This is a genomic window from Ensifer sp. 22521 (assembly GCF_052044795.1).
Classification (GTDB): domain Bacteria; phylum Pseudomonadota; class Alphaproteobacteria; order Rhizobiales; family Rhizobiaceae; genus Ensifer.
This window is the reverse complement of the sequence record NZ_JBQENM010000002.1, coordinates 1-24435: the sequence shown is the minus strand read 5'-3', so window position 1 is coordinate 24435 and position 24435 is coordinate 1. Positions and strand designations below refer to the sequence as shown.

General features: G+C 63.4%; 22 protein-coding genes. 9 read left to right on the top strand and 13 right to left on the bottom strand.

The annotated features are described in order from the left end of the window. The first annotated feature begins 4 nt into the window (after nt 1–4). Nucleotides 5–616: an alpha-ketoglutarate-dependent dioxygenase AlkB gene (locus ACTJKE_RS02315; protein WP_112995067.1), complete on the top strand. Its 612-nt coding sequence runs from the start codon at nt 5–7 to the stop codon at nt 614–616. A 16-nt stretch (nt 617–632) separates the two neighbouring features. Here ACTJKE_RS02315 and coaA read toward each other — a convergent pair whose 3' ends face one another. Genes coaA through hisB form a run of 7 tightly spaced genes read right to left on the bottom strand, consistent with a single transcriptional unit; the run spans nt 633 to nt 5259 of the window. Further along, nucleotides 633–1625: a type I pantothenate kinase gene (gene coaA / locus ACTJKE_RS02310; protein ID WP_058321592.1), complete on the bottom strand. Its 993-nt coding sequence runs from the start codon at nt 1623–1625 to the stop codon at nt 633–635. After that, complete coding sequence (locus ACTJKE_RS02305; RefSeq protein ID WP_057252063.1) at nt 1622–1945, bottom strand: phosphoribosyl-ATP diphosphatase; 324 nt, start codon at nt 1943–1945, stop codon at nt 1622–1624. Before ACTJKE_RS02305 ends, coaA begins: the two co-directional genes overlap by 4 nt. Before the next feature lie 15 nt (nt 1946–1960). Continuing rightward, nucleotides 1961–2737 (bottom strand): imidazole glycerol phosphate synthase subunit HisF, encoded by a 777-nt coding sequence (gene hisF, locus ACTJKE_RS02300; protein ID WP_058321591.1) that lies wholly within the window; start codon nt 2735–2737, stop codon nt 1961–1963. 2 nt (nt 2738–2739) lie between these two features. Next, nucleotides 2740–3477: a 1-(5-phosphoribosyl)-5-[(5-phosphoribosylamino)methylideneamino]imidazole-4-carboxamide isomerase gene (gene hisA / locus ACTJKE_RS02295; protein ID WP_440691118.1), complete on the bottom strand. Its 738-nt coding sequence runs from the start codon at nt 3475–3477 to the stop codon at nt 2740–2742. 29 nt (nt 3478–3506) lie between these two features. Continuing rightward, nucleotides 3507–4157 (bottom strand): imidazole glycerol phosphate synthase subunit HisH, encoded by a 651-nt coding sequence (gene hisH, locus ACTJKE_RS02290; RefSeq protein WP_058321589.1) that lies wholly within the window; start codon nt 4155–4157, stop codon nt 3507–3509. Then, entirely contained in the window at nt 4157–4627 is a 471-nt protein-coding gene (locus ACTJKE_RS02285; protein WP_112995065.1) for a DUF2628 domain-containing protein, read from the bottom strand. The genes hisH and ACTJKE_RS02285 overlap by 1 nt, the downstream gene beginning before the upstream one ends. 23 nt (nt 4628–4650) lie before the next feature. Then, nucleotides 4651–5259 (bottom strand): imidazoleglycerol-phosphate dehydratase HisB, encoded by a 609-nt coding sequence (gene hisB / locus ACTJKE_RS02280; protein WP_057252068.1) that lies wholly within the window; start codon nt 5257–5259, stop codon nt 4651–4653. A 293-nt stretch (nt 5260–5552) separates the two neighbouring features. Between hisB and hslV the strand changes: the two genes are divergently transcribed. The 5 genes from hslV (at nt 5553) to ACTJKE_RS02255 (ending at nt 10534) form a co-directional block, all read left to right on the top strand. Next, nucleotides 5553–6110 carry an ATP-dependent protease subunit HslV gene (hslV, locus tag ACTJKE_RS02275; RefSeq protein ID WP_057252069.1) on the top strand — a complete coding sequence of 186 codons (558 nt, stop codon included), beginning with the start codon at nt 5553–5555 and terminating at the stop codon, nt 6108–6110. Beyond that, the gene (locus tag ACTJKE_RS02270; protein ID WP_058321588.1) at nt 6100–6624 is read left to right on the top strand and encodes a GNAT family N-acetyltransferase; all 525 of its coding nucleotides are present in this window, start codon (nt 6100–6102) and stop codon (nt 6622–6624) included. Before hslV ends, ACTJKE_RS02270 begins: the two co-directional genes overlap by 11 nt. Then, on the top strand, nt 6621–7925 hold the full coding sequence (gene hslU / locus ACTJKE_RS02265; RefSeq protein WP_057252071.1) for an ATP-dependent protease ATPase subunit HslU: 1305 nt from the start codon (nt 6621–6623) through the stop codon (nt 7923–7925). The genes ACTJKE_RS02270 and hslU overlap by 4 nt, the downstream gene beginning before the upstream one ends. Before the next feature lie 195 nt (nt 7926–8120). After that, nucleotides 8121–9065: a DUF1402 family protein gene (locus ACTJKE_RS02260; protein WP_093233504.1), complete on the top strand. Its 945-nt coding sequence runs from the start codon at nt 8121–8123 to the stop codon at nt 9063–9065. A 74-nt stretch (nt 9066–9139) separates the two neighbouring features. Next, the gene (locus ACTJKE_RS02255; RefSeq protein WP_057252073.1) at nt 9140–10534 is read left to right on the top strand and encodes a cytochrome P450; all 1395 of its coding nucleotides are present in this window, start codon (nt 9140–9142) and stop codon (nt 10532–10534) included. Here ACTJKE_RS02255 and ACTJKE_RS02250 read toward each other — a convergent pair. Next, nucleotides 10488–11117 carry a hypothetical protein gene (locus ACTJKE_RS02250; RefSeq protein ID WP_162728022.1) on the bottom strand — a complete coding sequence of 210 codons (630 nt, stop codon included), beginning with the start codon at nt 11115–11117 and terminating at the stop codon, nt 10488–10490. The genes ACTJKE_RS02255 and ACTJKE_RS02250 overlap by 47 nt on opposite strands. Before the next feature lie 151 nt (nt 11118–11268). Between ACTJKE_RS02250 and ACTJKE_RS02245 the strand changes: the two genes are divergently transcribed. Together ACTJKE_RS02245 and ACTJKE_RS02240 are read left to right on the top strand one after the other, a co-directional pair. After that, nucleotides 11269–13272, top strand: coding sequence for a hydantoinase/oxoprolinase family protein (locus tag ACTJKE_RS02245; protein ID WP_112995063.1), 2004 nt, complete (start codon nt 11269–11271; stop codon nt 13270–13272). 205 nt (nt 13273–13477) lie between these two features. Further along, nucleotides 13478–15649, top strand: coding sequence for a malate synthase G (locus ACTJKE_RS02240; RefSeq protein ID WP_440691115.1), 2172 nt, complete (start codon nt 13478–13480; stop codon nt 15647–15649). 117 nt (nt 15650–15766) lie between these two features. Here ACTJKE_RS02240 and ACTJKE_RS02235 read toward each other — a convergent pair whose 3' ends face one another. Both ACTJKE_RS02235 and ACTJKE_RS02230 read right to left on the bottom strand, forming a co-directional pair. Then, on the bottom strand, nt 15767–17701 hold the full coding sequence (locus ACTJKE_RS02235) for a HAMP domain-containing methyl-accepting chemotaxis protein (protein ID WP_113133117.1): 1935 nt from the start codon (nt 17699–17701) through the stop codon (nt 15767–15769). A 274-nt stretch (nt 17702–17975) separates the two neighbouring features. After that, nucleotides 17976–18665, bottom strand: coding sequence for a L,D-transpeptidase (locus tag ACTJKE_RS02230; RefSeq protein ID WP_057252078.1), 690 nt, complete (start codon nt 18663–18665; stop codon nt 17976–17978). A 184-nt stretch (nt 18666–18849) separates the two neighbouring features. On the opposite strand from ACTJKE_RS02230, the gene ACTJKE_RS02225 reads away from it, so the two are divergent. Next, entirely contained in the window at nt 18850–19383 is a 534-nt protein-coding gene (locus tag ACTJKE_RS02225) for an MmcB family DNA repair protein (RefSeq protein WP_057252079.1), read from the top strand. Between the two features lie 5 nt (nt 19384–19388). Here ACTJKE_RS02225 and ACTJKE_RS02220 read toward each other — a convergent pair whose 3' ends face one another. From ACTJKE_RS02220 to hrpB, 3 genes are all read right to left on the bottom strand, one after another. Then, nucleotides 19389–19973, bottom strand: a complete 585-nt coding sequence (locus ACTJKE_RS02220; RefSeq protein WP_057252080.1) for an ActR/PrrA/RegA family redox response regulator transcription factor — start codon at nt 19971–19973, stop codon at nt 19389–19391. Nucleotides 19974–20053: 80 nt separating this feature from the next. Then, complete coding sequence (locus ACTJKE_RS02215; RefSeq protein WP_058327459.1) at nt 20054–21361, bottom strand: ActS/PrrB/RegB family redox-sensitive histidine kinase; 1308 nt, start codon at nt 21359–21361, stop codon at nt 20054–20056. A gap of 34 nt (nt 21362–21395) precedes the next feature. Then, the gene (gene hrpB, locus ACTJKE_RS02210) at nt 21396–23855 is read right to left on the bottom strand and encodes an ATP-dependent helicase HrpB (RefSeq protein ID WP_112995059.1); all 2460 of its coding nucleotides are present in this window, start codon (nt 23853–23855) and stop codon (nt 21396–21398) included. Nucleotides 23856–24435 lie beyond the last annotated feature (580 nt).

The window sequence follows — 24435 nt, the reverse complement described above, 5'->3', positions numbered from 1 at the left end:
TCCAATGCAGGTGCTCCCGAAAGGGATCAGACATATCCCGGGCTATCTCGATCGCACCCGGCAGGAACAACTCGTCGAAGCGATTCGTCGTGTCGTTGCCGAAGCACCGCTCTTCGTGCCGGAAATGCCGAAGACCGGAAAACCCATGTCGGTTCGCATGACCAATTGCGGCTTGCTCGGCTGGGTCACGGATCGCGATCGCGGCTATCGTTACCAGGCTCAGCATCCGGTGACCGGCCGGCGCTGGCCGCCGATGCCGGACATAGTGCTCGAGATCTGGCAGGCAGTTTCCGCCAGCCAAAAGATGCCGGAAGCCTGTCTTGTGAACTTCTATTCCGAGGAGGCCCGCATGGGTCTGCACCAGGACCGCGATGAGCATGATCTGGAAACGGCTGTCGTCTCGATCTCGCTCGGCGACAGCTGCCTTTTCCGCGTCGGCAGCAATCAGCGCGGGGGACAGACCATGTCCTTCCGGCTCGAAAGCGGCGATGTCGTCGTGCTCGGTGGAGAAGGGCGGCTCGCGTTCCATGGCGTCGACCGGATCTATCCGAACACGTCGACGCTGCTGAAGAACGGTGGCCGCGTGAACCTGACGCTGCGTCGCGTCAATCCATGACGGGCTTATCGAGCGCTCAGAGTTTTCTGAGCGCCACCTTTTCCGTCAGGTGGTTCGGGCCCTTTTGCAGGATCAGGTCGGCGCGCGGGCGCGTCGGCAGGATGTTCTGGTGCAGGTTCTTCAGGTTGATGTTGTGCCACAGGCCCTCGGCGATGGCGCGCGCCGCATCCTCGCTGATCGTGGCATAACGATGGAAGTAGGATTCCGGGTTCTTGAAGGCGGTTTCGCGCAAGCGCATGAAGCGGTTGACGTACCAGCTATGGATCAGGCTCTCCTCGGCATCGATATAGATCGAGAAGTCGAAGAAATCCGAGACCATCGGCACGATCTTGCCGTCGGCCGGTAGGTTGCGCGACTGCAGCACGTTGATGCCCTCGAAGATCAGGATATCCGGGCGGTCGATGACGGTGAACTGGTCCGGCAGCACGTCATAGGTCAGGTGCGAGTAGCTCGGCGCCTTGACGTTCGGTTGGCCCGCCTTGATCGCTGACAGGAAGCGCAGGAGCGCGCCCACGTCGTAGCTTTCCGGAAAGCCCTTGCGATCCATCATGTTTTCGCGCTGGAGCACGGCGTTCGGGTAGAGAAAGCCGTCGGTCGTCACCAGATCGACCTTCGGGCTCGATGGCCAGCGCGACAGGAGCTGCGCAAGGATACGGGCCGTGGTCGATTTGCCGACGGCGACCGATCCGGCAATGCCGATGACGAAGGGCGTCTTCGTTTCGGACATGCTGAGGAAGCGCTTGCGCTGCTCGAAGAGCATCTGCGACGATTCCACATGGGTCGAAAGCAGGCGCGATAGCGACAGGTAGATCTGCCGGACTTCACCGAGATCGACGGGGTCGTTCAGCGAGCGCAGCCGCTGCACTTCGTCGGCCGTCAGCGTCAGCGGCGTATCGGCGCGAAAGCGCGACCATTCCTCGGCGGTGAAGAAATGATAGGGGGAATAGTCCCGCTGCTGCAGATTGTCCGGCAGGTCCGCCGCTTCGATGTCTTTGGCCGCTATCGTCATGGGGTCTGCCGATTTGCCTTTTCCTGCAGGCCAGATTGGTTGGTTCGCCGCGCGAGCTCGTTCAGCACATCCTGCAACGGAACGTCGGCGATCTTCAATACGACCATCAGATGATAGATGAGATCGGCGCTTTCGGCGACGAGATTCGCGCGGTCGTTGCTGACGGCCGCGATCACCGTCTCGACCGCCTCTTCCCCGAGTTTCTTGGCCGCCTTCGGCTGGCCGCTCGCGACCAGCTTTGCCGTCCAGGATTCGTCCGGCGCCGCCTTCGCGCGTGTCGCGACGATGGCCTCGAGATCGGAAAGTGTGAAGTCAGCCATGGAAGATCCTGAAGCTCAGTCGAGGCGCATGGCGATGCCATGCTCCGCCATATAGCGCTTGGTTTCGCCAATGCTATAGGTGCCGAAGTGGAAGATAGAGGCGGCGAGCACGGCGGTCGCATGACCGTCGCGGATGCCGGCAACCATGTGGTCGAGGTTTCCGACGCCGCCGGACGCGATGACTGGGGCACGCACCGCATCGGCCACGGCACGGGTGAGCGCGATGTCGTAGCCGCTCTTCGTTCCGTCGCGATCCATCGAGGTCAAAAGGATCTCGCCGGCGCCGAGGTCGACGACGCGGCGGGCAAACTCGATCGCGTCGATGCCGGTCGGCTGGCGTCCGCCATGGGTGAAGATCTCCCAGCGGTCCGCTTCGCCGTCCGTCGACACCTTCTTGGCGTCGATGGCGACGACGATGCACTGGTTGCCGAACTTGTCGGCGGCTTCCGCAACGAAGTCCGGGTTCTTCACGGCAGCGGTATTGATCGACACCTTGTCGGCGCCGGCAAGCAGCAGCTTGCGGATGTCGGAGACCTGGCGCACGCCACCGCCGACGGTCAGCGGCATGAAGCACTGTTCGGCGGTGCGGGCGATGACGTCGAAGATCGTCTCGCGATTGTCCGACGAGGCGGTGATGTCGAGGAAGCAGAGTTCGTCGGCGCCGGCGGCATCATAGGCGCGGGCCGCCTCAACCGGGTCGCCGGCGTCGATCAGGTCGACGAAGTTGACACCCTTGACCACACGACCGTCCTTGACGTCGAGGCAGGGGATAACGCGGGCTTTGAGGGACATGGTCAGGCCTTTCTCGCGGCGCGGATCAGATCCAGCGCTTCCTGCGGGTCGATGCGGCCGTCATAGAGCGCGCGGCCGGAGATGGCACCTTCGAGTTTGTGTGCGTCCGGGGCAACCATGCGGCGGATGTCGTCCATCGAGGCAAGACCGCCTGACGCGATGACCGGAATGGAAACCGCATCCGCCAGCTCCAGCGTCGAGGGCCAGTTGATGCCGGTCAGGATGCCGTCGCGGTCGATATCGGTATAGATGATCGCCGAAACGCCGGCGCCCTCGAACTTCTTGGCAAGCTCGATCACGCCGAGCTCGGAGGCCTCGGCCCAGCCCTCGACGGCGACCTTGCCGCCCTTGGCGTCGATGCCGACGGCGACCTTGCCGGGGAACTTGCGGCAGGCTTCTATGACGAGTGCCGGATCGCGCACAGCGACCGTGCCGAGGATGACGCGGGCAAGGCCGCGCGACAGCCAGTTTTCGATATGGTCAAGCGTGCGGATGCCGCCGCCGAGCTGCACCGGGTTACGGGTCGCCTTGAGGATGGCGTCGACGGCCGCGCCGTTGACCGTCTCGCCGGCAAAGGCGCCGTTGAGGTCGACCACGTGCAGCCATTCGAAGCCCTGTTCTTCAAAGGTGCGGGCCTGGGCCGCCGGGTCGGGGTTGTAAACCGTCGCCTGGTCCATGTCGCCGAGCTTCAGGCGTACGCATTGCCCGTCTTTCAGGTCGATCGCGGGAAATAGGATCATGGGTCTGTCCAATCGAGAGAGGCGAAAGCTCAGGGCTTCCAGCGCAGGAAATTCGAGATGAGGGCAAGGCCGAGGGCCTGGCTCTTTTCCGGGTGGAACTGCGAGCCGGCCTTGTTGCCGTTAGCGACGAAGGCGGTGACCGGACCGCCGTAATCCGCTTCGGCGACAACGTCGCCGGCGTTCTCGGCGGCCAGATGGTACGAATGCACGAAATAGGCGTGCAGGCCGCCTTCGCCAACCCGGATGCCGTCAAACAGCGGATGTTCGCGCTTGAGCGTGAGCGTGTTCCAGCCGATCTGCGGGATCTTCAGTGCGGTATCAGTGGGCGTCATCTCGACGACATCGCCGGGGATCCAGCCGAAGCCGTGGGTGATGGTCTTTTCGAGCCCGCGCGACGACATCAGCTGCATGCCGACGCAGATGCCGAGGAACGGCCGGGCGGCCTGTTCCACCGCTTCGGTCAGCGCCTGCTCCATGCCGTCGACGGCGGCAAGGCCACGGCGGCAGTCGGCATAGGCACCGACACCCGGAAGCACGATGCGGTCGGCGCTCGCCACCCGCTCCGGCTTGTCGGTGAGGTCGATCTCGGCTGAAATGCCGGCTTCGCGAGCGGCCCGTTCGAAGGCCTTGGTGGCTGAGCGCAGGTTGCCCGAGCCGTAGTCGATGATGGCGACGCGCATCAGCGTTCTCCGTAGGAATCAAAAAGGCCGAGGCCGGGTCCGCCGTTTGAGGGCTTGCGCGCGGTCCAATCGGCCGGGGAAGGGGTGGCGGGCTTTGTCTCGCCCGGTGCCACGCTCGTGAAATAGATCTCTTCCGCCGTCTCCAGATTGGGTGCCGGCACGATGGAACGAAGCGTCCAGTCACGAGCCGTCAGGCTGCGTGCCACCAGAACTGGCCCTTCCAGCGCGACGAGCAGCCGCAGCGCGATCTGCACCAGCACCGATGCAAGGAAACCGCCTGCGAGACTCGACAGGGAGATTAACGAAATCTGCAGAACAGCAACTGCGATTCCGATTGCCCATTGCCGCTTGAAGAGAAGCCAGAGCGCCGGGAAGAGAAAGGCGCCCCAGGAGAAGCCGTCGGCAACGAAGCGTGTTCGCTCGTCGTCGGCGCGCGCACCCGGCGGGGTGAGGATCAGGTAAGAAGCCATGGGTTCAGCCAGTGACTGGCCGCTTAGGCAAGGGTCCCCTTGGTCGAGGGAACGCGGCCGGCCTGGCGCGGGTCGATTTCGGTTGCGGTGCGGAGCACGCGGGCGACGGACTTGAAGCAGGTCTCGGCGATATGATGGTTGTTGGCGCCGTAGATGTTCTGGATATGCAGCGTGATCCCGGCATGCTGGGCGAGCGCCTGGAAGAACTCACGCACGAGTTCCGTGTCGAAGGTGCCGATCTTCGGCGCGCTGAAGGCAACGTTCCAGACGAGGAACGGCCGGCCGGAAACGTCCACTGCCGCGCGGGTCATCGTCTCGTCCATGGCAAGGTCGAGCGAGGCGTAACGGGCGATGCCGCGCCGGTCGCCGAGCGCCTTGGCGAGCGCCTGGCCGATGGCAATGCCGGTGTCCTCGACCGTATGGTGGTCGTCGACATGCAGGTCGCCGTCGGTCTTGATCTCCATGTCGATGAGCGAATGGCGGGCGAGCTGGTCCAGCATATGGTCGAAGAAGCCGACACCGGTCGAAATCTTCGAAACGCCGGTGCCGTCGATGTTGACCGATACGGACACCGCGGTCTCGTTGGTTTTACGCGAAACCTGTGCGGTGCGGCTGGACGTGGCTTCTGCCATCGGGCTCTCCTGTATGCGCCAGTGCGGGGGGAGGAAAGTCTGTGCGGTTTCCTCATCTCGCGCTCGCTTGCGATCTCGGCCGCTCCTTATCAGGCAAATGCTGAAATATCCAGAACTTGAGCGTTGATTCGAATCATCCGACACCGGGCCCTGAACGAAGATTGCACCCTCGGGCGGTTGCCATTTGCAAATGTGTCTGCCGTACTTACATAGGCCTCAAGCAACCAGGCTCGTTCAGAGCCGCAACGCCCCAAGTAAACGCCCCCAAGTATCAGGGGCCGACAGGTATCTTCATGAGTGAACACAATCCCTACGGAACGATGCATGCGACGACCATCATCACGGTACGCAAGGATGGCAAGGTGGTGATGGCCGGCGACGGCCAGGTGAGCCTCGGCCAGACCGTGATGAAGAGCAATGCGCGCAAGGTGCGGCGTCTCGCGAAGGGCGACGTGATCGCCGGCTTTGCCGGCGCGACCGCCGACGCCTTCACGCTGCTCGAAAGGCTCGAGGCCAAGCTTGAACAGTACCCCGACCAGCTGATGCGCGCGGCGGTCGAACTTGCCAAGGACTGGCGCACCAACAAGTATCTGCGCAATCTCGAAGCGATGATGCTGGTCGCCGACAAGTCGATAACCCTGGCGATCACCGGCAATGGCGACGTACTTGAGCCGGAACACGGCACCATCGCCATCGGCTCCGGCGGCAACTACGCCTTTGCCGCAGCGCGCGCCCTGATGGACAGCGACAAGTCGGCCGAGGATATCGCCCGGCGGGCGCTGCAGATCGCCGGGGACATCTGCGTCTATACCAACCACAATATCGTGGTGGAGACGTTGGATGCCGAATGAGCCCAAGCATGTCAGCTTCGCGCCGGTGGTTGATGACCATCTGCCGCTGCTGCATGCCTGGCTGAGTGAACCGCATGTGCGGCAATGGTGGGGCGATCCGGACAAGGAAGTGGAACTGATCCGCGAAGGCTGCGCGACCGGAGAGGTGGAGGGCTTCATCTTCCACGTGGCCGGCGAGCCGGCTGGCTACATCCAGTCCTGGATGCCTTTTCAGTATCCGGACGAGGAGCCCTGGGCGAAGGATCTGCCGGCCGATGTGCCCGGTATCGATATCTTCGTCGGCCCCGCGGAATTGACGGGCAGGGGTGTCGCCTCGCTGGCGCTCCGAGCTTTTGCCGAACGGCTCTTTGCCGCCGGCGCGTCCCGCATCGTGATCGACCCTGATGCGGGCAACCGCCGGGCGGTCAGCGCCTACACCAAGGCCGGCTTCGTGCCCTACGCAGAATGGATAGATGTATCTGGTCGCACGCTCCTGATGGAACTGACGCGGACCGAATTTGAGAGGACTACATGAGTACGTTTTCACCCAGAGAGATCGTGTCGGAACTCGACCGTTTCATCATCGGCCAGAACGACGCCAAACGGGCCGTCGCCATTGCGCTACGCAACCGTTGGCGCCGCCAGCAGCTCGGCGACGAGCTGCGCGATGAGGTCATGCCGAAGAACATCCTGATGATCGGCCCGACTGGTGTCGGCAAGACCGAGATTTCCAGGCGTCTGGCCAAGCTCGCCGGCGCGCCCTTCGTCAAGGTTGAGGCGACCAAGTTCACCGAGGTCGGCTATGTCGGCCGCGACGTCGAGCAGATCATCCGTGACCTCGTCGAGGTCGGGATCGGCCTCGTGCGCGAAAAACGCCGCGCCGAAGTCAAGGCCAAGGCGCACCAGAACGCCGAAGAGCGCGTGCTCGATGCACTGGTCGGCGCCACGGCCTCGCCGGCGACGCGCGATTCGTTCCGCAAGAAGCTGCGCGCCAACGAACTCGACGACAAGGAGATCGAGGTCGACCTCGCCGAGACCGGTGCGCCGGGTGGTTTCGAAATTCCGGGCATGCCGGGCGCCAATATCGGTGTGCTCAACCTTTCGGAAATGTTCGGCAAGGCGATGGGTGCCCGCACCAAGAAGGTCAAGACGACGGTCAAGGCCTCCTATGAGCTGCTCATCAACGACGAGTCGGACAAACTGCTCGACAACGAGCAGATCCAGCGCGAGGCAATGCGCGCGGCCGAAGACGACGGCATCGTCTTTCTCGACGAGATCGACAAGATCGCCTCGCGTGAGGGCGGCATGGGCGCCGGCGTGTCGCGCGAAGGCGTGCAGCGCGACCTGTTGCCGCTCGTTGAAGGCACGACGGTTGCGACGAAGTATGGACCGGTCAAGACCGACCACATCCTGTTCATCGCTTCCGGCGCCTTCCATGTGGCAAAGCCCTCGGACCTGCTTCCGGAATTGCAGGGCCGTCTGCCGATCCGCGTTGAGCTCCGTGCGCTCACCAAGGAAGATTTCCGCCGGATCCTGACGGAAACCGAAGCGAGCCTCATCCGCCAGTACAAGGCGCTCTTGGACACGGAAGAGGTGAAGCTCGACTTCACCGACGACGCGATCGATGCGCTCGCCGATGTCGCGGTGCAGCTGAATGCCAGTGTCGAGAACATCGGCGCCCGCCGCCTGCAGACGGTGATGGAGCGCGTACTGGACGAGATCTCGTTCAATGCGCCCGACAGCGCCGGACAGGCGGTGACGATCGACGCGGAGTATGTGCGCAAGCATGTCGGCGATCTCGCTGCCAACACCGATCTGTCGCGCTACATCCTGTGACATTTCGGTCGTCGAGGCGCGCAAACGCCCGCAACCCAGAATAGACCGGGCGCCTGTCTCTCGACAGGCGCCCGCATTTTTTCTAACACGGACACGGAAATTGATCGTGGCCCGGGCATCTTTCCGACATGATCTTGGCGTAGGAGCCGCCCCGCCGACCGAGGCAGCCTCCACGAGTCACAGGAAGAAGAGATCGTGCGTTTTACCGCCTGCATGCTCGCTATCGCCACGTTTTGCCTGACCGCAAGCCAGACAATCGCGGCGACCGCCGTTCCGCCGGGCAACCGCAACGTCGAGCAGCCCGGTATCCCCGGCGCTTCCGTGCGCCGAACCAAGGCCGGCCGCACCTCCTTCGATGCCAAGTTCGAGAAAGTCCGGGATCTGCTGGCGACCGACAAACAGCTGATCAGCAAGATCAAGTCCGTGTCGCGCGCCTATGGCATCGCGCCGATCCACATGGTCGGCGCCATCGTCGGCGAGCATACCTACAATGTCGACGCCTATGACCGGCTGCAGTCCTATTACGTCAAGGCGGCCGCTTACGCCGGCAACAGCTTCCAGTTCGGCTATGATGGCGAAACGGTCGCCGAGTTCGTCGCCCGGCCGCAATTTTCCGAATGCGGTGCCAAGAAGGGTGCCTATGCGCTCTGGAGCTGCCGCGAGCGGGTCTGGGACAACGACTTCCGCGGCAAGTCGGTTGGCGGCAAGTCCTTCCCGAACAACCGCTTCAGCGCCGTTTTCTTCCAGCCGTTCTTTGCCGGCCAGACCTTCGGCCTCGGCCAGATCAACCCGCTGACGGCGCTGATGCTGACCGACATCGTCGCAAAGACGTCGGGCTACGACCGCCTCGATGAAAACAACGCCGCTGGCGTCTATGAGGCGATCATGGATCCGGATGTGTCGCTCGCCTATATGGCGGCCTCGATCCGCCATTCGATCGACGCCTACAAGTCGATCGCCGGCCTCGACATTTCCGACAATCCCGGCATCACGGCGACGCTCTACAATGTCGGCAATCCGGACGGCCGCGCAGCTGCCCTTGCCGCCAAGATCCAGAGCGGACAAGCGCAATGGCCGGAGGAGAATTATTACGGCTGGCTCGTCAACGACAAGCTTTCGGAGCTTGAAAGCCTGTTGTGATTCACGTGAAGCACTTTCCTTGATTGCGCCGTAAAAACCTGAAATCATTGGCGCAATCGAGAAAGGCAATCACCATGGACATGCGTCCGGAGCCCTTCGAACCGCCGGCTCCCGTTCCTCGAGTGGGCATCCCTTCCTACCTGCAGATCATCAGGACGGTCTTACGCAATCCGCTCGAACTGTGGGGCGAGCCATCCTACACCTTGCCCTGGATCGAGACGAAGTTCGTCACCCAGCGCACTTTGATCGTCAACGATCCCGGTCTCATCCGTCACATCCTCGTCGACAATGTCGGCAACTACGAAATGTCGAAGGTTCGCCGGCTGATCCTCAGGCCGATCCTGCGCGACGGCTTGCTGACGGCCGAAGGCGAGGTCTGGAAGCGCTCGCGGAAAGCCATGGCGCCGGTGTTCACACCGCGCCACGCCAAGGGTTTCGCAGGCCAGATGTTGCGAAGCTCGGAAGCATTCGTCGAGCGCTATGCCGGCGCCAAGACAGCTCCGTTCACGACCAACATCGCCAACGACATGACGGAACTCACCTTCGACATTCTTGCCGAAACGCTGTTTTCCGGTGAGGTGGCGGTGGAGCGGGAAGGGTTTGTCCAGAGCGTCGAGGAACTCCTGCACCGCATGGGCCGCGTCGATCCCATGGACATTCTGCTCGCGCCGGAATGGATACCGCGCCCAACCCGGATCGGCGGCAAGAAGGTGATGAACCGGTTCCGCTCGATCGTGTCCGAGACCATGGCGATCCGGCGGCGCAAGATGGCGGCGGATCCCGAGGGCACGCCCAAGGATTTCCTGACCCTGCTTTTGGAGATCGAGGGCAGTCAGGGCCTTTCGACTGCGGAGATCGAGGATAACATCCTGACCTTCATCGGTGCCGGGCACGAGACAACCGCCCGGGCGCTCGCCTGGACGCTCTATTGCATCGCCAACACGCCGGCCTATCGCGAGACGATGGAGGCCGAGATCGATGCCGCGATCGCAAGCGGTGCCGATCCGGTCGAATGGCTCGGCCTGATGCCGCATGTCCTTGCCGCCTTCGAGGAGGCGATGCGGCTCTATCCGCCGGCGCCGTCGATCAACCGGGCCGCGATCGAAGAGGACGAGTGGACTTCCCCCACCGGAAAGCGGGTACGCATCCCCAAGGGCATCGCGGTGCTGATCATGCCGTGGACGCTGCACCGCCACGTTCTTTACTGGGATAAGCCCCGCGCGTTCATGCCCGAGCGTTTCCTGCCGGAGAACCGCGAGAAGCTGCATCGTTACCAATATTTGCCCTTCGGCGCCGGCCCGCGCGTCTGCATCGGCGCCACTTTCGCGCTACAGGAAGCCGTGATCGCGCTCGCCGTGATGATGCATCGCTACCGTTTCGATCTGACCGAGGAGACAAATCCCTGGCCGGTGCAGCGCCTCACTACTCAACCGCGGGGCGGGTTGCCGATGAAGGTGTCGGTTCGCTGAAGGTCTTGCCGGGGATCGGCGACTGTACCGAGCGCACCGGCGAGTCGGCCGGCTTCGGCTGCTGCAGTATCTTCGACGGTTTCTTGATCGTCTTGATCTGGGCGCAGGTGGCGTCGCCGACATTGTCGCACTGTTTGTAGACGACAATCTCGCTTCCGGCACCATCGTCCCACACCGCCTGGATCGTCAGCGTCTTCGCGGTGTCGGCCGGCAGCGAGATATAGACATACTCGGCCGTCTCATCGGCCGGCAGGTTGAACGGGATCTGCGGATTGCACTTCGCCAGCGGAAAGCGCTGATCAAGCGTGTCCGAATTGATCGAATATCGAATTTCCGATAGCCGGCAATGCATCGTCTGCAATGCGGTGAAGTAGATCAGTTGCCGGTCGTCATAGTCGCGAAACTGCACCCAGCCGGTCTGCTTGTTGGCGTCGAGCATCGCCTTGTAGATCGCGACATCCGGAAGTTGCGGCTTGTACTCTTCTTCCTCCGCGTCCTGTGCTTGGGCCAGGTTCAGCGGAAACCAGATGAAAGCGGCAAACGGGAGCCAGACGAAAATAGACGGACGGCGGCCTTCGAGCATGCGCAGGTGTCCCCATCTTTTGACCCGTGTCGCCCAGTTGATCATCTATGTCTGCGGCACGATGGTTTTCTCTTGAAATATGTCATATCACCGCATCGATCCCCATTGAACCCGGGGCCTTGCGCCCCGCGCGAATTCCGGACTGCGCGAATTGACCTCTCATTTTCTTCTCGGCATCGACACCGGCGGCACCTATACCGACGCCGCTCTCTTCTCGGAAACGCAAGGGGTGGTCGCCAAAGCCAAGGCGCTGACGACCCGCCACGACCTCGCAGTCGGTATTTCCGGCGCGGTCGAAGCGGTGCTCGATCAGGCGAAAGTGCCGGTTTCTGCAATCAGCATGGTCTCGCTGTCGACGACGCTTGCGACCAATGCGCTCGTCGAAGGGCAGGGCGGCCGCGCCGGTCTTGTCATGATCGGCTTTGGCCCCGACGATCTGAAGCGCGATGGTCTCTTGGAGGCGCTGGGCTCCGATCCGGTGATCTTCCTGCCGGGCGGCCACAATGTGCACGGCGGCGAAACCCCACTCGACATGAGCGAGCTCGATGCCACGCTGCCGGCGCTTGCCGGCCAGGTCTCCTCCTTCGCCATTGCCGGCTACTTCGCCGTTCGGAATCCGGATCATGAAAAGCGCGTCCGCGACCGCATTCGCGAAGTCTCGCATCTGCCGGTGACCTGCAGCCATGAACTGTCCTCGAAGCTCGGCGGCCCGCGCCGTGCCTTGACGACCCTGCTCAACGCCCGGCTGGTGTCGATGATCGACCGGCTGATCGGCTCCTGTGAAGGCTTCCTGAAGGCGCGCGGCATCGACGTGCCGATGATGGTGGTGCGCGGCGACGGAGCCTTGATCTCGGCGGAGGAGGCGCGGCTGCGCCCGATCGAGACGATCCTCTCCGGTCCGGCCGCAAGCCTTGTCGGCGCGCGGCATCTGACCGGCCTCGACAATGCGGTGGTCTCCGACATCGGCGGCACCACGACCGACGTCGCGGTACTCGAGGGCGGGCGTCCGCGGCTCGATGCCGAAGGCGCCGTTGTCGGCGGCTTCCGCACCATGGTCGAGGCGGTGGCGATGCGGACCTACGGCCTGGGCGGCGATTCGGAAGTGCGCATCAACGACCGAGGCTTGAAGGCGAAGATCGATCTCGGCCCGCGCCGGCTGATGCCGCTCAGCCTCGCGGCCGCCCTGCATGGCGACGCCGTCATCTCGGTGCTCGAAAAGCAGATGCGCGCCCAGCATACCGGGCGCAACAATGGCCGGTTTGCGGTCCGCACCGGCCTGCCGGATCATCTTGCCAGCGGCCTGCAACCGCAGGAGCAGGCGCTCTATGAGCGCATCGGTGCGGTTCCGCTGGCGTTGGAGACCCTGTTGGTCTCGACCCCGCAGAAGGCGACTCTCGATCGGCTGGTGGGGCGCGGGCTCGTGCATATCTGTGGCCTGACGCCGTCGGACGCCATGCATGTGCTCGGCCGGCAATCGCAATGGAACCTTGAAGCGGCTCAGCTTGGCATTCAGCTTGCAGCGCGCACCCGCGACGGCTCCGGTCAGCCAATCGCTTCCTCCCCGGAAGCCATGGCGCAGATGATCGTCGACCGGCTGACGCGGAAATCCTCGGAGGTCATCCTGCAGGCCTGTCTCGGCGAGGATGGTGCCGGTGCCATCGATCCAGCCGTTTCGCAGGCCGTCGACCGGGCGCTCACGCGCACGCCGGGCATCGTCCGCTTCTCGCTTGGTCTCGACCGTCCGCTCGTCGGCCTCGGCGCTTCGGCGCCGGTTTATTACCCTGATATCGCCGAGATGCTCGGAACGGATGCCGCCATTCCCGAAGAGGCCGGCGTCGCCAATGCCGTTGGCGCCGTGGTCGGCCAGGTCAGCGCTACGGTCACGGTTTTCGTGACGATGCCGGAGGAAGGCATCTTCGTCGTCAACGGTGCCGGGGCCAGCGAACGGTTTCTCGACCAGGAACAGGCTTTCGGCGCCGCCCGGCGGCGAGCCGAAGCCGTGGCGCTGGAAACGGCGCGCACCAATGGAGCGGACGATCCCGCTTCGATGCTGCGCGAGGAAATCGATGCGCCGGAAGTCGAGGGCAGCCGCAAGCTGATCGAGGCCCGGTTCATCGCGTCCGCCAGCGGACGTCCGCGCATTGCCCACGACTGATCTTTTCCATTTCGGAAACAATTCTTCGCATCCTTGCAGAATTGACAGGGAATGAATTGGTGAGAAACTGCGGCCGTTTCACGCGCGCGTTGCGCATGGGCTGGTCCGCGATCGGCTACAGGCGCAAGATCAACATGTTGGGGCGTTCTCATCGCATCCGTCCGGATCGGTGACGCTCCTTACGTCTATTTCAAGGAGTTGGCAGATGGACCGCATTGAGAAGTTTGGGTTGAAGATAGATGCGGGTCTCCATCGCTTCCTGGTGGAAGAGGCGATGCCGGGCACCGGCATCGATGCAGAACATTTCTTCGAGCAGCTTTCCGCCCTCGTGCACGATCTGGCGCCGAAGAACCGGGCGCTGCTCGCCAAGCGCGACGAGCTGCAGGCCAAACTCGACGCCTGGTACAGGCAGAACGGCGCCCCCAGCGACATCGAGACCTACCAGGCCTTTCTCCGCGATATCGGCTACCTGCTGTCGGAAGGTGGCGACTTCAGCGTTTCGACCGCCAATGTTGATCCGGAAATCGCGACGATCGCCGGTCCGCAGCTCGTCGTCCCGGTCATGAATGCGCGCTATGCGCTCAACGCTGCCAATGCGCGCTGGGGTTCGCTCTATGACGCGCTCTACGGCACGGATGCGATTTCGGACGCCGATGGTGCCGAGAAGGGCCGCGGCTACAATCCAAAGCGCGGCGCCAAGGTCATCGCCTGGGCCCGCGACTTCCTCGATGCCAGCGCGCCGCTCGCGAAGGGTAACTGGGCAGACGTCACCTCGCTCAAGGTTGCGGGTGGCGAGCTGGAGATTGGCCTTAAGGACGGCTCGAACACGACGCTGCGCAACGCCGCTCAATTCGCCGGCTATTCCGGCGCCGAAGGCACGCGGTCGGAGATCGTTCTCCGGCACAACAATCTGCATGCGATCGTCGTCCTCGACGCCTCGACGCCGATCGGCAAGGAAGATCCGGCCGGTATCTCGGACGTCATCCTCGAATCGGCGATCACCACGATCATGGATTGCGAAGATTCGGTCGCGGCCGTCGATGCCGAAGACAAGGTCGTCGTCTACGGCAACTGGCTCGGCCTGATGAAGGGCGACCTCGAAGAAGAAGTCGCCAAGGGCGGCAAGACCTTCACCCGCCGCCTCAATGCCGATCGCACCTACGAGGCCGCCGCTGGCGGCACGCTGTCGCTCCCCGGCCGCTCGCTGATGCTGGTCCGCAATGTCGGCCACCTCATGACGAATCCGGCTATCCTCGACCGCGACGGCAAGGAAGTGCCCGAGGGTATCATGGACGCCATGGTCACCGCGCTGATTGCCCTACACGATATCGGCAACGGCGGCCGCCGCATGAACTCCCGCGAGGGATCGATGTATGTCGTCAAGCCGAAGATGCACGGACCGGAAGAAGTCGCCTTTGCCTGCGAGATCTTCACGCGCGTCGAAAAGGCGCTCGGCATGCCCGCCAACACCATGAAGATGGGCATCATGGACGAGGAGCGCCGCACCACGGTCAACCTCAAGGAATGCATCCGCGCTGCCCGCGAGCGCGTCGTCTTCATCAACACCGGCTTCCTCGATCGCACCGGCGACGAGATCCATACCTCGATGGAAGCCGGCCCGATGATCCGCAAGGGCGACATGAAGCAGGCTGCCTGGATCGGCGCGTACGAAAACTGGAACGTCGATATCGGCCTCGAATGCGGCCTTTCCGGCCACGCCCAGATCGGCAAGGGCATGTGGGCCATGCCCGATCTGATGGCAGCGATGCTCGAGCAGAAGATTGCCCACCCGAAGGCCGGCGCCAACACCGCCTGGGTTCCGTCGCCGACGGCCGCGACGTTGCATGCGACGCACTACCACCGCGTCAATGTCGCCGAGGTCCAGGCAAGCCTGAAGAGCCGCACCCGCGCCAAGCTCTCCGACATTCTGTCGGTGCCGGTTGCGGTCCGCCCGAACTGGACGCCGGAGGAAATCCAGCGCGAACTCGACAACAACGCTCAAGGGATCCTGGGTTACGTCGTGCGCTGGGTCGACCAGGGCGTCGGTTGCTCGAAGGTTCCCGACATTAACAATGTCGGCCTGATGGAAGACCGCGCGACGCTGCGCATCTCCGCCCAGCACATGGCCAACTGGCTGCAGCACGGCGTCGTCACCGAAGCCCAGGTCGTCGACACGATGAAGCGCATGGCCGCCGTCGTCGACGGCCAGAACGCCGACGATCCGCTCTATGTCGCGATGGCCGGCAACTTCGACGGCTCGATCGCCTTCCAGGCGGCCCTCGACCTGGTTCTCAAGGGCCGCGAGCAGCCGAACGGCTACACCGAGCCGGTCCTGCACCGCCGCCGGCTGGAGCTGAAGGCGCGCAACGCCGCCTGATTCATCCCTGACGTCTGAATATTGGTGCAGGGCCGTGTGTTCGTCTGAACGCACGGCTCTGTTTTTTCAAGCGCGGTCCCAGCCTCCATGCGCCCGCCAGTCGTCTCCGCCGGTGGCCTAAAATTCGGCCCAGCCGTCTGTGGCGAGTGCGGCGTTGCCCTGTGTTGCATAGACGGCTGGTCGCCGGGCTGCCTGGGCAACAGTCCGCCCCTGGTCGCGGGTTGCGGTCGCAACGGCTGCCGGGGCAGGGGCCCTTGATCCACCCTGTGCCTGGGTTTCTCCGGCGAGGATGAAGCGTCCGATCAAGTTGCGCAGATTGGTACCTTCCTGCGCCAGGGTGGCGGAGGCGGCATTGGCTTCCTCGACCATTGCCGCGTTCCTCTGCGTCACCTGATCCATCTGGTTGACGGCGGTGTTGACCTCGCTCAAGCCCACGGACTGTTCTCGGGCGGAAGTGGCGATCGCGGCCATATGTTCGTTGATGGTGATTACATGCGCCTCGATCGTTTGCAGCGCTTCGCCGGTGTCGCGCACCAGGCGCACGCCGTTTTCGACCTCCTGGCTCGATGTGCGGATGAGATCCTTGATTTCCTTCGCGGCCTTGGCCGAGCGCTGGGCAAGTTCGCGCACTTCCTGGGCGACCACGGCAAAGCCTTTGCCCGCTTCGCCGGCCCGCGCCGCCTCGACGCCGGCGTTCAGCGCCAGGAGGTTCGTCTGGAAGGCGATCTCGTCGATGACGCCGATGATGCTGGATATCTGGCTGGAGGATTCTTCGATCCGCCGCATCGCCTCGACGGCATTGGCGACGACGACGGCCGACTGGGCCGCGCTGGTCTTCGCCTCGCCGGCGACGTCGCGCGCCTCCTCCGTCCGTCTCGAAGAGTTGCTGACATTGGCGGTGATCTGGTCGAGCGCGGCGGCTGTCTCCTCGAGCGCCGCGGCCTGCTGTTCGGTCCGCTTGGAGAGATCGTCGGCGCTCTGGCTGATCTCGCGCGTGCCCATGCCGATGTTGCCGGCGCTGTCGGCGACAGCCAGCAGCGCGTCGTTCAACTGTCCGGCGGCCTTGTTGAGGTCATGCCGCAGCTGTTCGAACTCGGCGGCGAAGGGCTCATGCAGCCGAACGGCGAGATCGCCATTGGCAAGCCGCTGCAGCCCGGCGGCAAGACCGGCGGTCGCTTGCGTCAGCCGCTGCTGTGCGTCCTGTTCCGCCTGTCTCTGCACGCGAACGCGCTCGGCCTCGCCGGTTTGGCGAGTCTCCTCGGCCTCCGCCTGCAGCCGCAGATTCGATCGCGCGGCCTCCCGGAAGGACTGGATGGCACGGGCCATGTCGGCGATCTCGTCCTTGCCGTTTACCGGCTCGTCGGCATCTTCGACGTGGCCGTCGATCAGCCGGCGCATGGCGGCGATCTGGCGCCCGAGCGGTCCGACGACGCCGCGCAGCACCACAAGGAAGGTGCCGCCGGCAAGCGCCATGACGAGAACGATGATGGCAATGCTGAGCGTCTGCACCGTTTCGAACTCGCGATGCTTGGCTTCAAAGGCCGTGCCGGAAAGTTCGACCTGCAGGTCCGAGATCTCGGAGATCGTCGCCGTCAGCGGATCGATTGTCGCATAGAGCTTGTCGCGCACGAAGGCATCGAGTGCCTTCTCGTCCTTGGCTGAGAGAATTTGCGTCAGCGCCATGATCGAATCCATCGCAACGACCATCTGGCTCCGCGCATTGTCGACGAGCCGTCGTTCCTCATCGGTCATTGAGGTTGCCGCATAGGCATCCCAGTTGGTCTTGATCGTCTCTCGCGCGGCATTGACCGAGGCAAGCCCGCTCTCCATCGTTTCGTTGCCGTTGCGGACCTTGTGTGCAGCATCGACGATCGAGACTGCAAAGGCATCGGAAGTCGCCTTGAGGTTCTTTAGCGGCACGATGCGATCGGCATAGACCGCATCCATCATGTCGCCGGTTTCCGACAGCGTGCTCTGACTGTAAATGGCGATGCCGATGGCTATGGATGACAGAAGCGCAATCGCGCCGATAAGCTTGGTCTTGATCAGCATGCCAGTCCCTCCCGAGCGGAATTTCTGGGCACACTCTTTCGTTTGTTTAGATAACGCTTACTTAATAAGCGGCTGAATTTAAGTCGAATTTGAACTTTTCCGCGTCACGCAGCCGGTTTTCGCGACCCTGATTTGAGGGTGTTTTCGAACGGCAACTGTGCGTGGTTGAAGCGCTCCGTTGCAGCATCGCATCACCGGCAAATGGTGGTTGAGTAACGACGTAAAAAAAGCCGCCGACTGGTGTCGGCGGCTTCGGATGGCTGATGCAGCCCGGTTACTGCTGGACGACGACGCGGGCGTTCTTGCCGGGGCGAACGCGCGAATAGAGATCGATGATGTCCTGGTTGATCAGGCGGATGCAGCCGGACGAAGCGGCGGTGCCGATCGACGACCATTCCGGCGTACCGTGCAGGCGGAACAGCGTGTCCTTGCCCTGGTCGTTGAAGAGATAGAGTGCGCGGGCGCCGAGCGGGTTCTTGAGGCCGGGACCCATGCCTTCCTCGACATACTTGGCGACTTCCGGCTTGCGCTCGGCCATTTCCTTCGGCGGATGCCACATCGGCCATTCCTGCTTCCAGGCAATGTAGGCTTCGCCTTCCCATGCAAAGCCGGCCTTGCCGACGCCGATGCCGTAACGAACGGCCTTGCCGCCGGGCAGCACGTAATAGAGGAAACGATTCGGCGTGTTGACGACGATCGTTCCAGGGCGCTCGCTGGTGGTGTAGTCGACGATCTGGCGATGGAACCGGGTATCGACCTTGTTGATCGGAATGGCGGGCAGCGCGTAACCGTGATCCTCAACTGCGCCATAATCGCCGTTGAAAATCTGATTCGTAGCGACCGTTTGCGCTACGGGAGCGGGTTCGTTCGCAGCCGTTTCGGGCTTGGACGACGTCGTCGAGCAGCCGGCAACAGCGAGTGTCGCCGCGAGGCCGCACAAGAGGAAGGCATTGCGGAAGCGCATGGGAGTCTCTTAAAAAAGAAGCGAAGTAAAAACTGGGTCGCCGCGACCGTCAGTGACTACGGTTATTTTCGATTAGTCTGTGCTATGCAAGAGATTGCGCGGCCACAATTTGGCTGGAAAGTGCAAATTCCATGACCCTTGTTTTTTTGCAACAAAATGACCGGCCCAAAGGGACACCGGGCGCATGACCATCCTCTCCATCCATGACGACAACCCGCTGATCGACGGCCGACAGTCGAATCGCGCGATGATGGTGCGTCGCGGCGTGCAGCGGCTTTTCGCCGAACTGCGCCATTCGGTGCTGCCGGAACTGACGCTGGCGAGCGGGAGGCGCGCCGACCTGATCTCGCTGTCGGTCAAGGGCGAAATCTGGATTGTCGAGATCAAGACCTCGATCGAGGACTTTCGCGTCGACCGCAAATGGCCGGATTACCGGCAGCATTGCGACCGGCTGTTCTTCGCAACCCATGCCGGCGTGCCGCTCGATATCTTCCCCGAGGAATGCGGCTTGCTGCTTTCGGATGGTTATGAAGGGCACATCGTTCGCGAGGCGCCCGAACACAAACTGCCGCCGGCGACGCGCAAATCGGTCTTGCAGCTCTTTGCCCGCACGGCGGCGCAGCGCCTGATGCTTGCGGAGTGGGCAGCCGAGCGCAACGGCGAACTCGGCGATCAGATCGGCGACATCCTCACGGGCAACCGCGACAGCGGCGGCTGACGCCGTTACTTCGGCGCGCGCTTTGCAAGAATGCGTTGCAGCGTCCGGCGATGCATGTTGAGGCGGCGCGCCGTTTCCGAAACATTGCGCTCGCACATCTCATAGACACGCTGGATGTGTTCCCAGCGAACCCGATCGGCCGACATCGGGTTTTCCGGCGGCTCGACGCGCTCGCCCTGGCGCTGAACGAGCGCCGCAAAGATGTCGTCGGCATCGGCCGGCTTGGCAAGATAGTCGACGGCGCCGAGCTTCACGGCGTTTACGGCGGTGGCAATATTGCCGTAGCCGGTCAGCATGATCATCCGCGTGTCATCGCGCCGTCCGCGGATCGCCTCGATCACGTCGAGGCCGCTGCCATCACCGAGTCTCAGGTCGATGACGGCGTATTTCGGCGGATTGCCCTTGGCCTTGGCAATGCCTTCAGCGACCGATTCGGCAATGTCGACTGAAAAGCCTCGGGCTTCCATGGCGCGGGCAAGGCGCCTGAGGAACGGTGCGTCGTCGTCGACGAGCAGCAGGGTGCGGTCCGGTCCGATCAGTTCGGCGTCCTGTGCGGGTGTGCTGGGCGAAGCTGTCGATTTGTCGGTCATTCTGGAATCCTTGAGCGAAAACCTGCGCTTTCGCCGAGATTATAGGTTTCTTCTGGTCTCGTTCAATAAACTGCGAAATGTCATTTCGCCAGTTTCGTATCCATCAGGGCGCGCGGCCATTCGACGCTGACCCGGGCGCCTGGCCTGTCGGGTCCGCCATTTTCGAAGCGCAGGCGCGCGCCCGAACGTTCAAGCAGGGTCTTGGCGATGAAGAGGCCGAGCCCGAGGCCACCGGCGCTGTCGTCCTTCTGCCGCCGCGTCACATAGGGCTCGCCGATGCGCTGCAGGATATCCGGGGCGAAGCCGTCGCCATCGTCCTCGATCGTCACTTTCACGCGGTCCGCGGTGTGCTCGACCGTCACGGCAACTTCCTTCTTGGCATAGTCGACAGCATTTTCGAGCAGGTTGCCGAGCCCATAAAGGATGCCGGCATTGCGGTTGCCGACCGGCTCGGTGGCGCGGTCACCTTTCTCGACGAGATTGATGTGGATGCCGAACTCGCGGTGCGGCGCCATCACCTCTTCGATCAGCGACGACAGCGGCAGCATGCGCATGTGCTCCTCGCTTTCGGAGGAGAGCGTCGTCAGCCGCTTCAGGATATCGCGGCAGCGTTCGCTCTGGCTGCGCAGCAGATGCACGTCCTCGCCGAAGCGTGGATCGTTGCCAAGCTCGCGCTCCATCTCCTTGGCGACGACACTGATGGTCGCCAGCGGCGTGCCGAGTTCGTGAGCGGCTGCGGCCGCCAGTCCATCGAGTTGCGACAGGTGCTTTTCCCGCTGCAGCACGAGTTCTGTCGCCGTCAGAGCCTCTGACAGTTCGCTCGCTTCCAGCGAGACGCGGTATGTATAGAAGGCGGCGAAGGCGGTCATCGAGACGATCGCAAACCAGATGCCGGCGGTCAAAACCCGCGGCATCAGGAGAACCGTGCCCGGATACCAGGGCAGTGGAAAAGGCGAGAAGGCAAGTGCTGTGATCGCGATCACCGCAAGGCCGGCAAGGATGATGCTGTGCGATTTCGGCTGCGATGCCGAAGAGATGATGACGGGGACGCAGAGCAGCGGTGCGAAGGGATTGGTAAGTCCGCCGGTGATGAACAAGAGCCCGGTGATCTGCGCGAGATCGAGGCCGAGAAGCGCGAAAGCGGCAGGAGGCTGCAGCCGGTGGGTTGGCGGATAGCGCAGCGTCACATAGGAGTTGACCAGCGCCAGGCTGGCGATCAGCACCAGGCAGGAAATCAGCGGCAGCGGAAACTGCAGCCAGAAGGCGGTGGTGAGGACGGCGATCGACTGGCCGCCGACGGCAAGCCAGCGCAGCCGGACGAGCGTCTGCAGGCGCAGGCTGCGGTTGCTGGTCTGGTCGTTGTTGTGTTCGAGCGCAACTGTGGTCATTCGTGCTTGCATTCCAGTCATCGAGGATTTCGTCTCATGTACCACGCGGCTTTGCCCGTGTCGTCGGCGCCGCATTGGCCGGATCCTCGGGCCAGGGGTGCTTCGGGTAGCGCCCGCGCATGTCGGCCCGCACATCTCGCCAGGAGCCCGCCCAGAAGCCGGGCAGGTCGCGCGTCGTCTGGATCGGGCGATGGCCCGGCGAGATCAGCTCGAGTAGCAGCGGCAGACGGCCGTCGCCGATCGCCGGGTGGATCTTCAGGCCGAAGAGCTCCTGCACCCGGATCGATAGAAGCGGCTCGTCGCCGTCGTAGTGAATTGGGTGCCTTTGTCCGGTCGGCGCCGCGAAATGCGTCGGTGCAAGCCGGGCAAGTTCCCGCTGCCGCTCGTGCGGAATGAGGGAGAGCAACCCGTCCGAGAGGTTGGACGCCTTGATGTCGGCAATGGCGGTGACGCCATGCTGGAAAGGCACGAACCAGTCGTCGAGACGATCGAGCAGCGCCTGATCGGAGACATCCGGCCAGGGCTCGCCGATCGAGCGGTTGAGGAAGCCGATGCGGTCGCGCATCTGCATCGCCTCTTTCGAAAACGGCAAGACGGTGAGGCCGAGCTGGCGCACGCCGTCGGCAAGCGCGCGCGCGGCGGCTTCGCCGGTTGGTCTGGCAAGCGGCGCCTCCTCGAAGATGATCGCACCGAGCCTGGTCACGCGGCGCGCGCGCACCTGCCGGCTTTGCCGGTCGAAGAAGCTCTGGTCTTCGCGGGTAATCGCTTCGGGCATATGCTCTTCGACCTCGGCGCGCGAGAGTTCGGCGGCAGCCAGCACCCGCTGACCGCCGGCCCGTCCCGTGAGGTCAGCGATGACAAGCATCGGCGCGGCCGCAAGCCGCTCCGTCTCCGGGATCTCCGCGCCGCGTCCGTTCGCCATCACGAACCGGCCGCGGCCGCCGCGCTGAAGCGCGATGCGATCGGGGAAGGCATGCATCAGCAGCGCGCCCGGCTGGACCGGTTCATTCGATTTCGGCGCCCCCTTCAGTTCCGCCGCCATGCGGCGCGCCAGATTGCGCGAGGCCTCGGCGCGGTCGCCACGCTCCTGGCGGAAGCGGCGCTGCCGGTCTTCGAGGTCGATGCTGGTACCACCGAGGCCCTGTTCGGTGAGCATGACCGCGAGCCGACACGCGGCTTCAGCCTGGCCCTCTTCGGCTGCGGCAACCGCCATTGCGGCGAGACGCGGCGGTAGCGCCAGATCGCGGATCTTGCGACCTTTCGGCGTCAACGCACCGGCCTGGTCGAGCGCGCCGAGCGATGCCAGCAATTTCCTGGCCTCGGTCAGCGTCGTTTCGGGCGGTGAGTCGATGAAGGCGAGGGTGGTCGGATCACTGACGCCCCAATGGGCGCAGTCGAGCAGCAGGGCGGAAAGGTCGCTCGCAAGGATCTGCGGTGGCGTGAAGGCGGCAAGGGCTGCGGTCTGGCCGCTGTGCCAGAGGCGGATTGCGATGCCGGGTTCCGTCCGTCCCGCGCGGCCGGCGCGTTGATCGGCAGAGGCGCGCGAGACCCGCACCGTCTCCAGCCGGGTGATCCCGGTCGCGGCTTCAAAGACCGGCAGCCGCTGCAGGCCGCTGTCGACGATGATGCGCACGCCGTCGATGGTGATCGAGGTCTCGGCGATCGAGGTGGCAAGCACGATCTTGCGCGTGCCCTTGGGCGCCGGGCGGATCGCCGCATCCTGCTCCTTCTGGGTCAGGTTGCCGTAGAGCGGCACAACGGTCGTGTTTGCATCGAAGCGGTCCTGGAGCCGCGCGGCGACACGGGCGATCTCGGCCTGGCCGGGCAGGAAGGCGAGGATGGAGCCGTCTTCCGTGCGGTGCGCTTCAGCAATGGCGCGCACCATGGCATCCTCGACATTCTCCCCGCCGCGGTCCTGGTAGCGAATGTCGATCGGATAGCTGCGGCCCTGGCTCTCTATGATAGGCGCGCCGCCGAGCAGGCCTGAGACCCGTTCGACATCGAGCGTCGCCGACATGACGATGATCTTGAGGTCGTCGCGCAGCGCCGCCTGTACGTCGAGTGCGAGCGCGAGGCCGAAGTCCGCGTCAAGCGAACGCTCGTGGAATTCGTCGAACAGCACGGCCGCGACGCCCTTAAGTTCCGGATCATCGAGGATCATGCGAGCGAACACGCCTTCGGTCACGACCTCAATGCGCGTCCTGGCAGAGATGCGGTTATCGAGACGCATGCGATAGCCGACGGTTTCGCCGACCTTCTCGCCGAGAAGCTCCGCCATGCGTCCGGCGGCAGCTCGTGCCGCCAGCCGCCGTGGTTCAAGCAGAATGATCTTGCCGCCCTTCGCCCAGTCCTGCTCGAGCAGGAAGAGCGGAACGACCGTCGTCTTGCCGGCGCCGGGCGGAGCCGAGAGTACCGCCGACGGCCCTGCGGCGAGTGCGTGCGCCAATTGAGGCAGGACCTCGCGAACCGGCAGGGCAGGAAGATGTGTCGTCACGTCTGGGCCTCCGCCCCGTTTTCGATGTGGTGTGACGCTCTGCCGTCCGGATCGGGCGGAGCGTAACGCACAAGAATGATCGATATACCGGCCATATGGTCGTTGTGTCGGGCACGGCGAACATCTCGCAAGTACGGTAAGAGGCCATGGAAGGGCAAGGCACCGCCCATTTGTGTGCTCTGTGAAGAACAAGTTCGCATAGATCTGCGGCTGGGATCCAGGGCTGGCCGAGTGCTCCATATATAGGGGAACGAGACGTCCCTCAGCTAAGGCAGCGCTCGCATCGTTCCGAGACAAAACGACGATGTTTGATGTCGTGCAGCGATCCGGAAGGAATTTGACCGTTTGATCAAAGATTCGCGGTGCGATTCCGGAGGTTTCCGCTCCTCGAAATCGACAGAGTTTATCAACAGTCGAAATAGTCATTTAGATTCAATGGCTTGTTCTTTTTTGAAGTTTTTTTGAAGATCGCTGTTGACGTCTTGGAGGCTGGGGGTCTATAAGCCCGATCACTGACGAGGGCGGCGGCGCTGCTGGCGACGACGACCTTCGCTCTAGAGTTTCCCTGGTTGGCTGAGGC

Bases quoted from the DNA above. Each gene is read 5' to 3' on its own strand.
- ACTJKE_RS02315 (WP_112995067.1), top strand. From the start codon at position 5: ATGCAGGTGCTCCCGAAAGGGATCAGACATATCCCGGGCTATCTCGAT.
- coaA (WP_058321592.1), bottom strand. From the start codon at position 1,625: ATGACGATAGCGGCCAAAGACATCGAAGCGGCGGACCTGCCGGACAAT.
- ACTJKE_RS02305 (WP_057252063.1), bottom strand. From the start codon at position 1,945: ATGGCTGACTTCACACTTTCCGATCTCGAGGCCATCGTCGCGACACGC.
- hisF (WP_058321591.1), bottom strand. From the start codon at position 2,737: ATGTCCCTCAAAGCCCGCGTTATCCCCTGCCTCGACGTCAAGGACGGT.
- hisA (WP_440691118.1), bottom strand. From the start codon at position 3,477: ATGATCCTATTTCCCGCGATCGACCTGAAAGACGGGCAATGCGTACGC.
- hisH (WP_058321589.1), bottom strand. From the start codon at position 4,157: ATGCGCGTCGCCATCATCGACTACGGCTCGGGCAACCTGCGCTCAGCC.
- ACTJKE_RS02285 (WP_112995065.1), bottom strand. From the start codon at position 4,627: ATGGCTTCTTACCTGATCCTCACCCCGCCGGGTGCGCGCGCCGACGAC.
- hisB (WP_057252068.1), bottom strand. From the start codon at position 5,259: ATGGCAGAAGCCACGTCCAGCCGCACCGCACAGGTTTCGCGTAAAACC.
- hslV (WP_057252069.1), top strand. From the start codon at position 5,553: ATGAGTGAACACAATCCCTACGGAACGATGCATGCGACGACCATCATC.
- ACTJKE_RS02270 (WP_058321588.1), top strand. From the start codon at position 6,100: ATGCCGAATGAGCCCAAGCATGTCAGCTTCGCGCCGGTGGTTGATGAC.
- hslU (WP_057252071.1), top strand. From the start codon at position 6,621: ATGAGTACGTTTTCACCCAGAGAGATCGTGTCGGAACTCGACCGTTTC.
- ACTJKE_RS02255 (WP_057252073.1), top strand. From the start codon at position 9,140: ATGGACATGCGTCCGGAGCCCTTCGAACCGCCGGCTCCCGTTCCTCGA.
- ACTJKE_RS02250 (WP_162728022.1), bottom strand. From the start codon at position 11,117: ATGCTCGAAGGCCGCCGTCCGTCTATTTTCGTCTGGCTCCCGTTTGCC.
- ACTJKE_RS02240 (WP_440691115.1), top strand. From the start codon at position 13,478: ATGGACCGCATTGAGAAGTTTGGGTTGAAGATAGATGCGGGTCTCCAT.
- ACTJKE_RS02235 (WP_113133117.1), bottom strand. From the start codon at position 17,701: ATGCTGATCAAGACCAAGCTTATCGGCGCGATTGCGCTTCTGTCATCC.
- ACTJKE_RS02230 (WP_057252078.1), bottom strand. From the start codon at position 18,665: ATGCGCTTCCGCAATGCCTTCCTCTTGTGCGGCCTCGCGGCGACACTC.
- ACTJKE_RS02225 (WP_057252079.1), top strand. From the start codon at position 18,850: ATGACCATCCTCTCCATCCATGACGACAACCCGCTGATCGACGGCCGA.
- ACTJKE_RS02220 (WP_057252080.1), bottom strand. From the start codon at position 19,973: ATGACCGACAAATCGACAGCTTCGCCCAGCACACCCGCACAGGACGCC.
- ACTJKE_RS02215 (WP_058327459.1), bottom strand. From the start codon at position 21,361: ATGACCACAGTTGCGCTCGAACACAACAACGACCAGACCAGCAACCGC.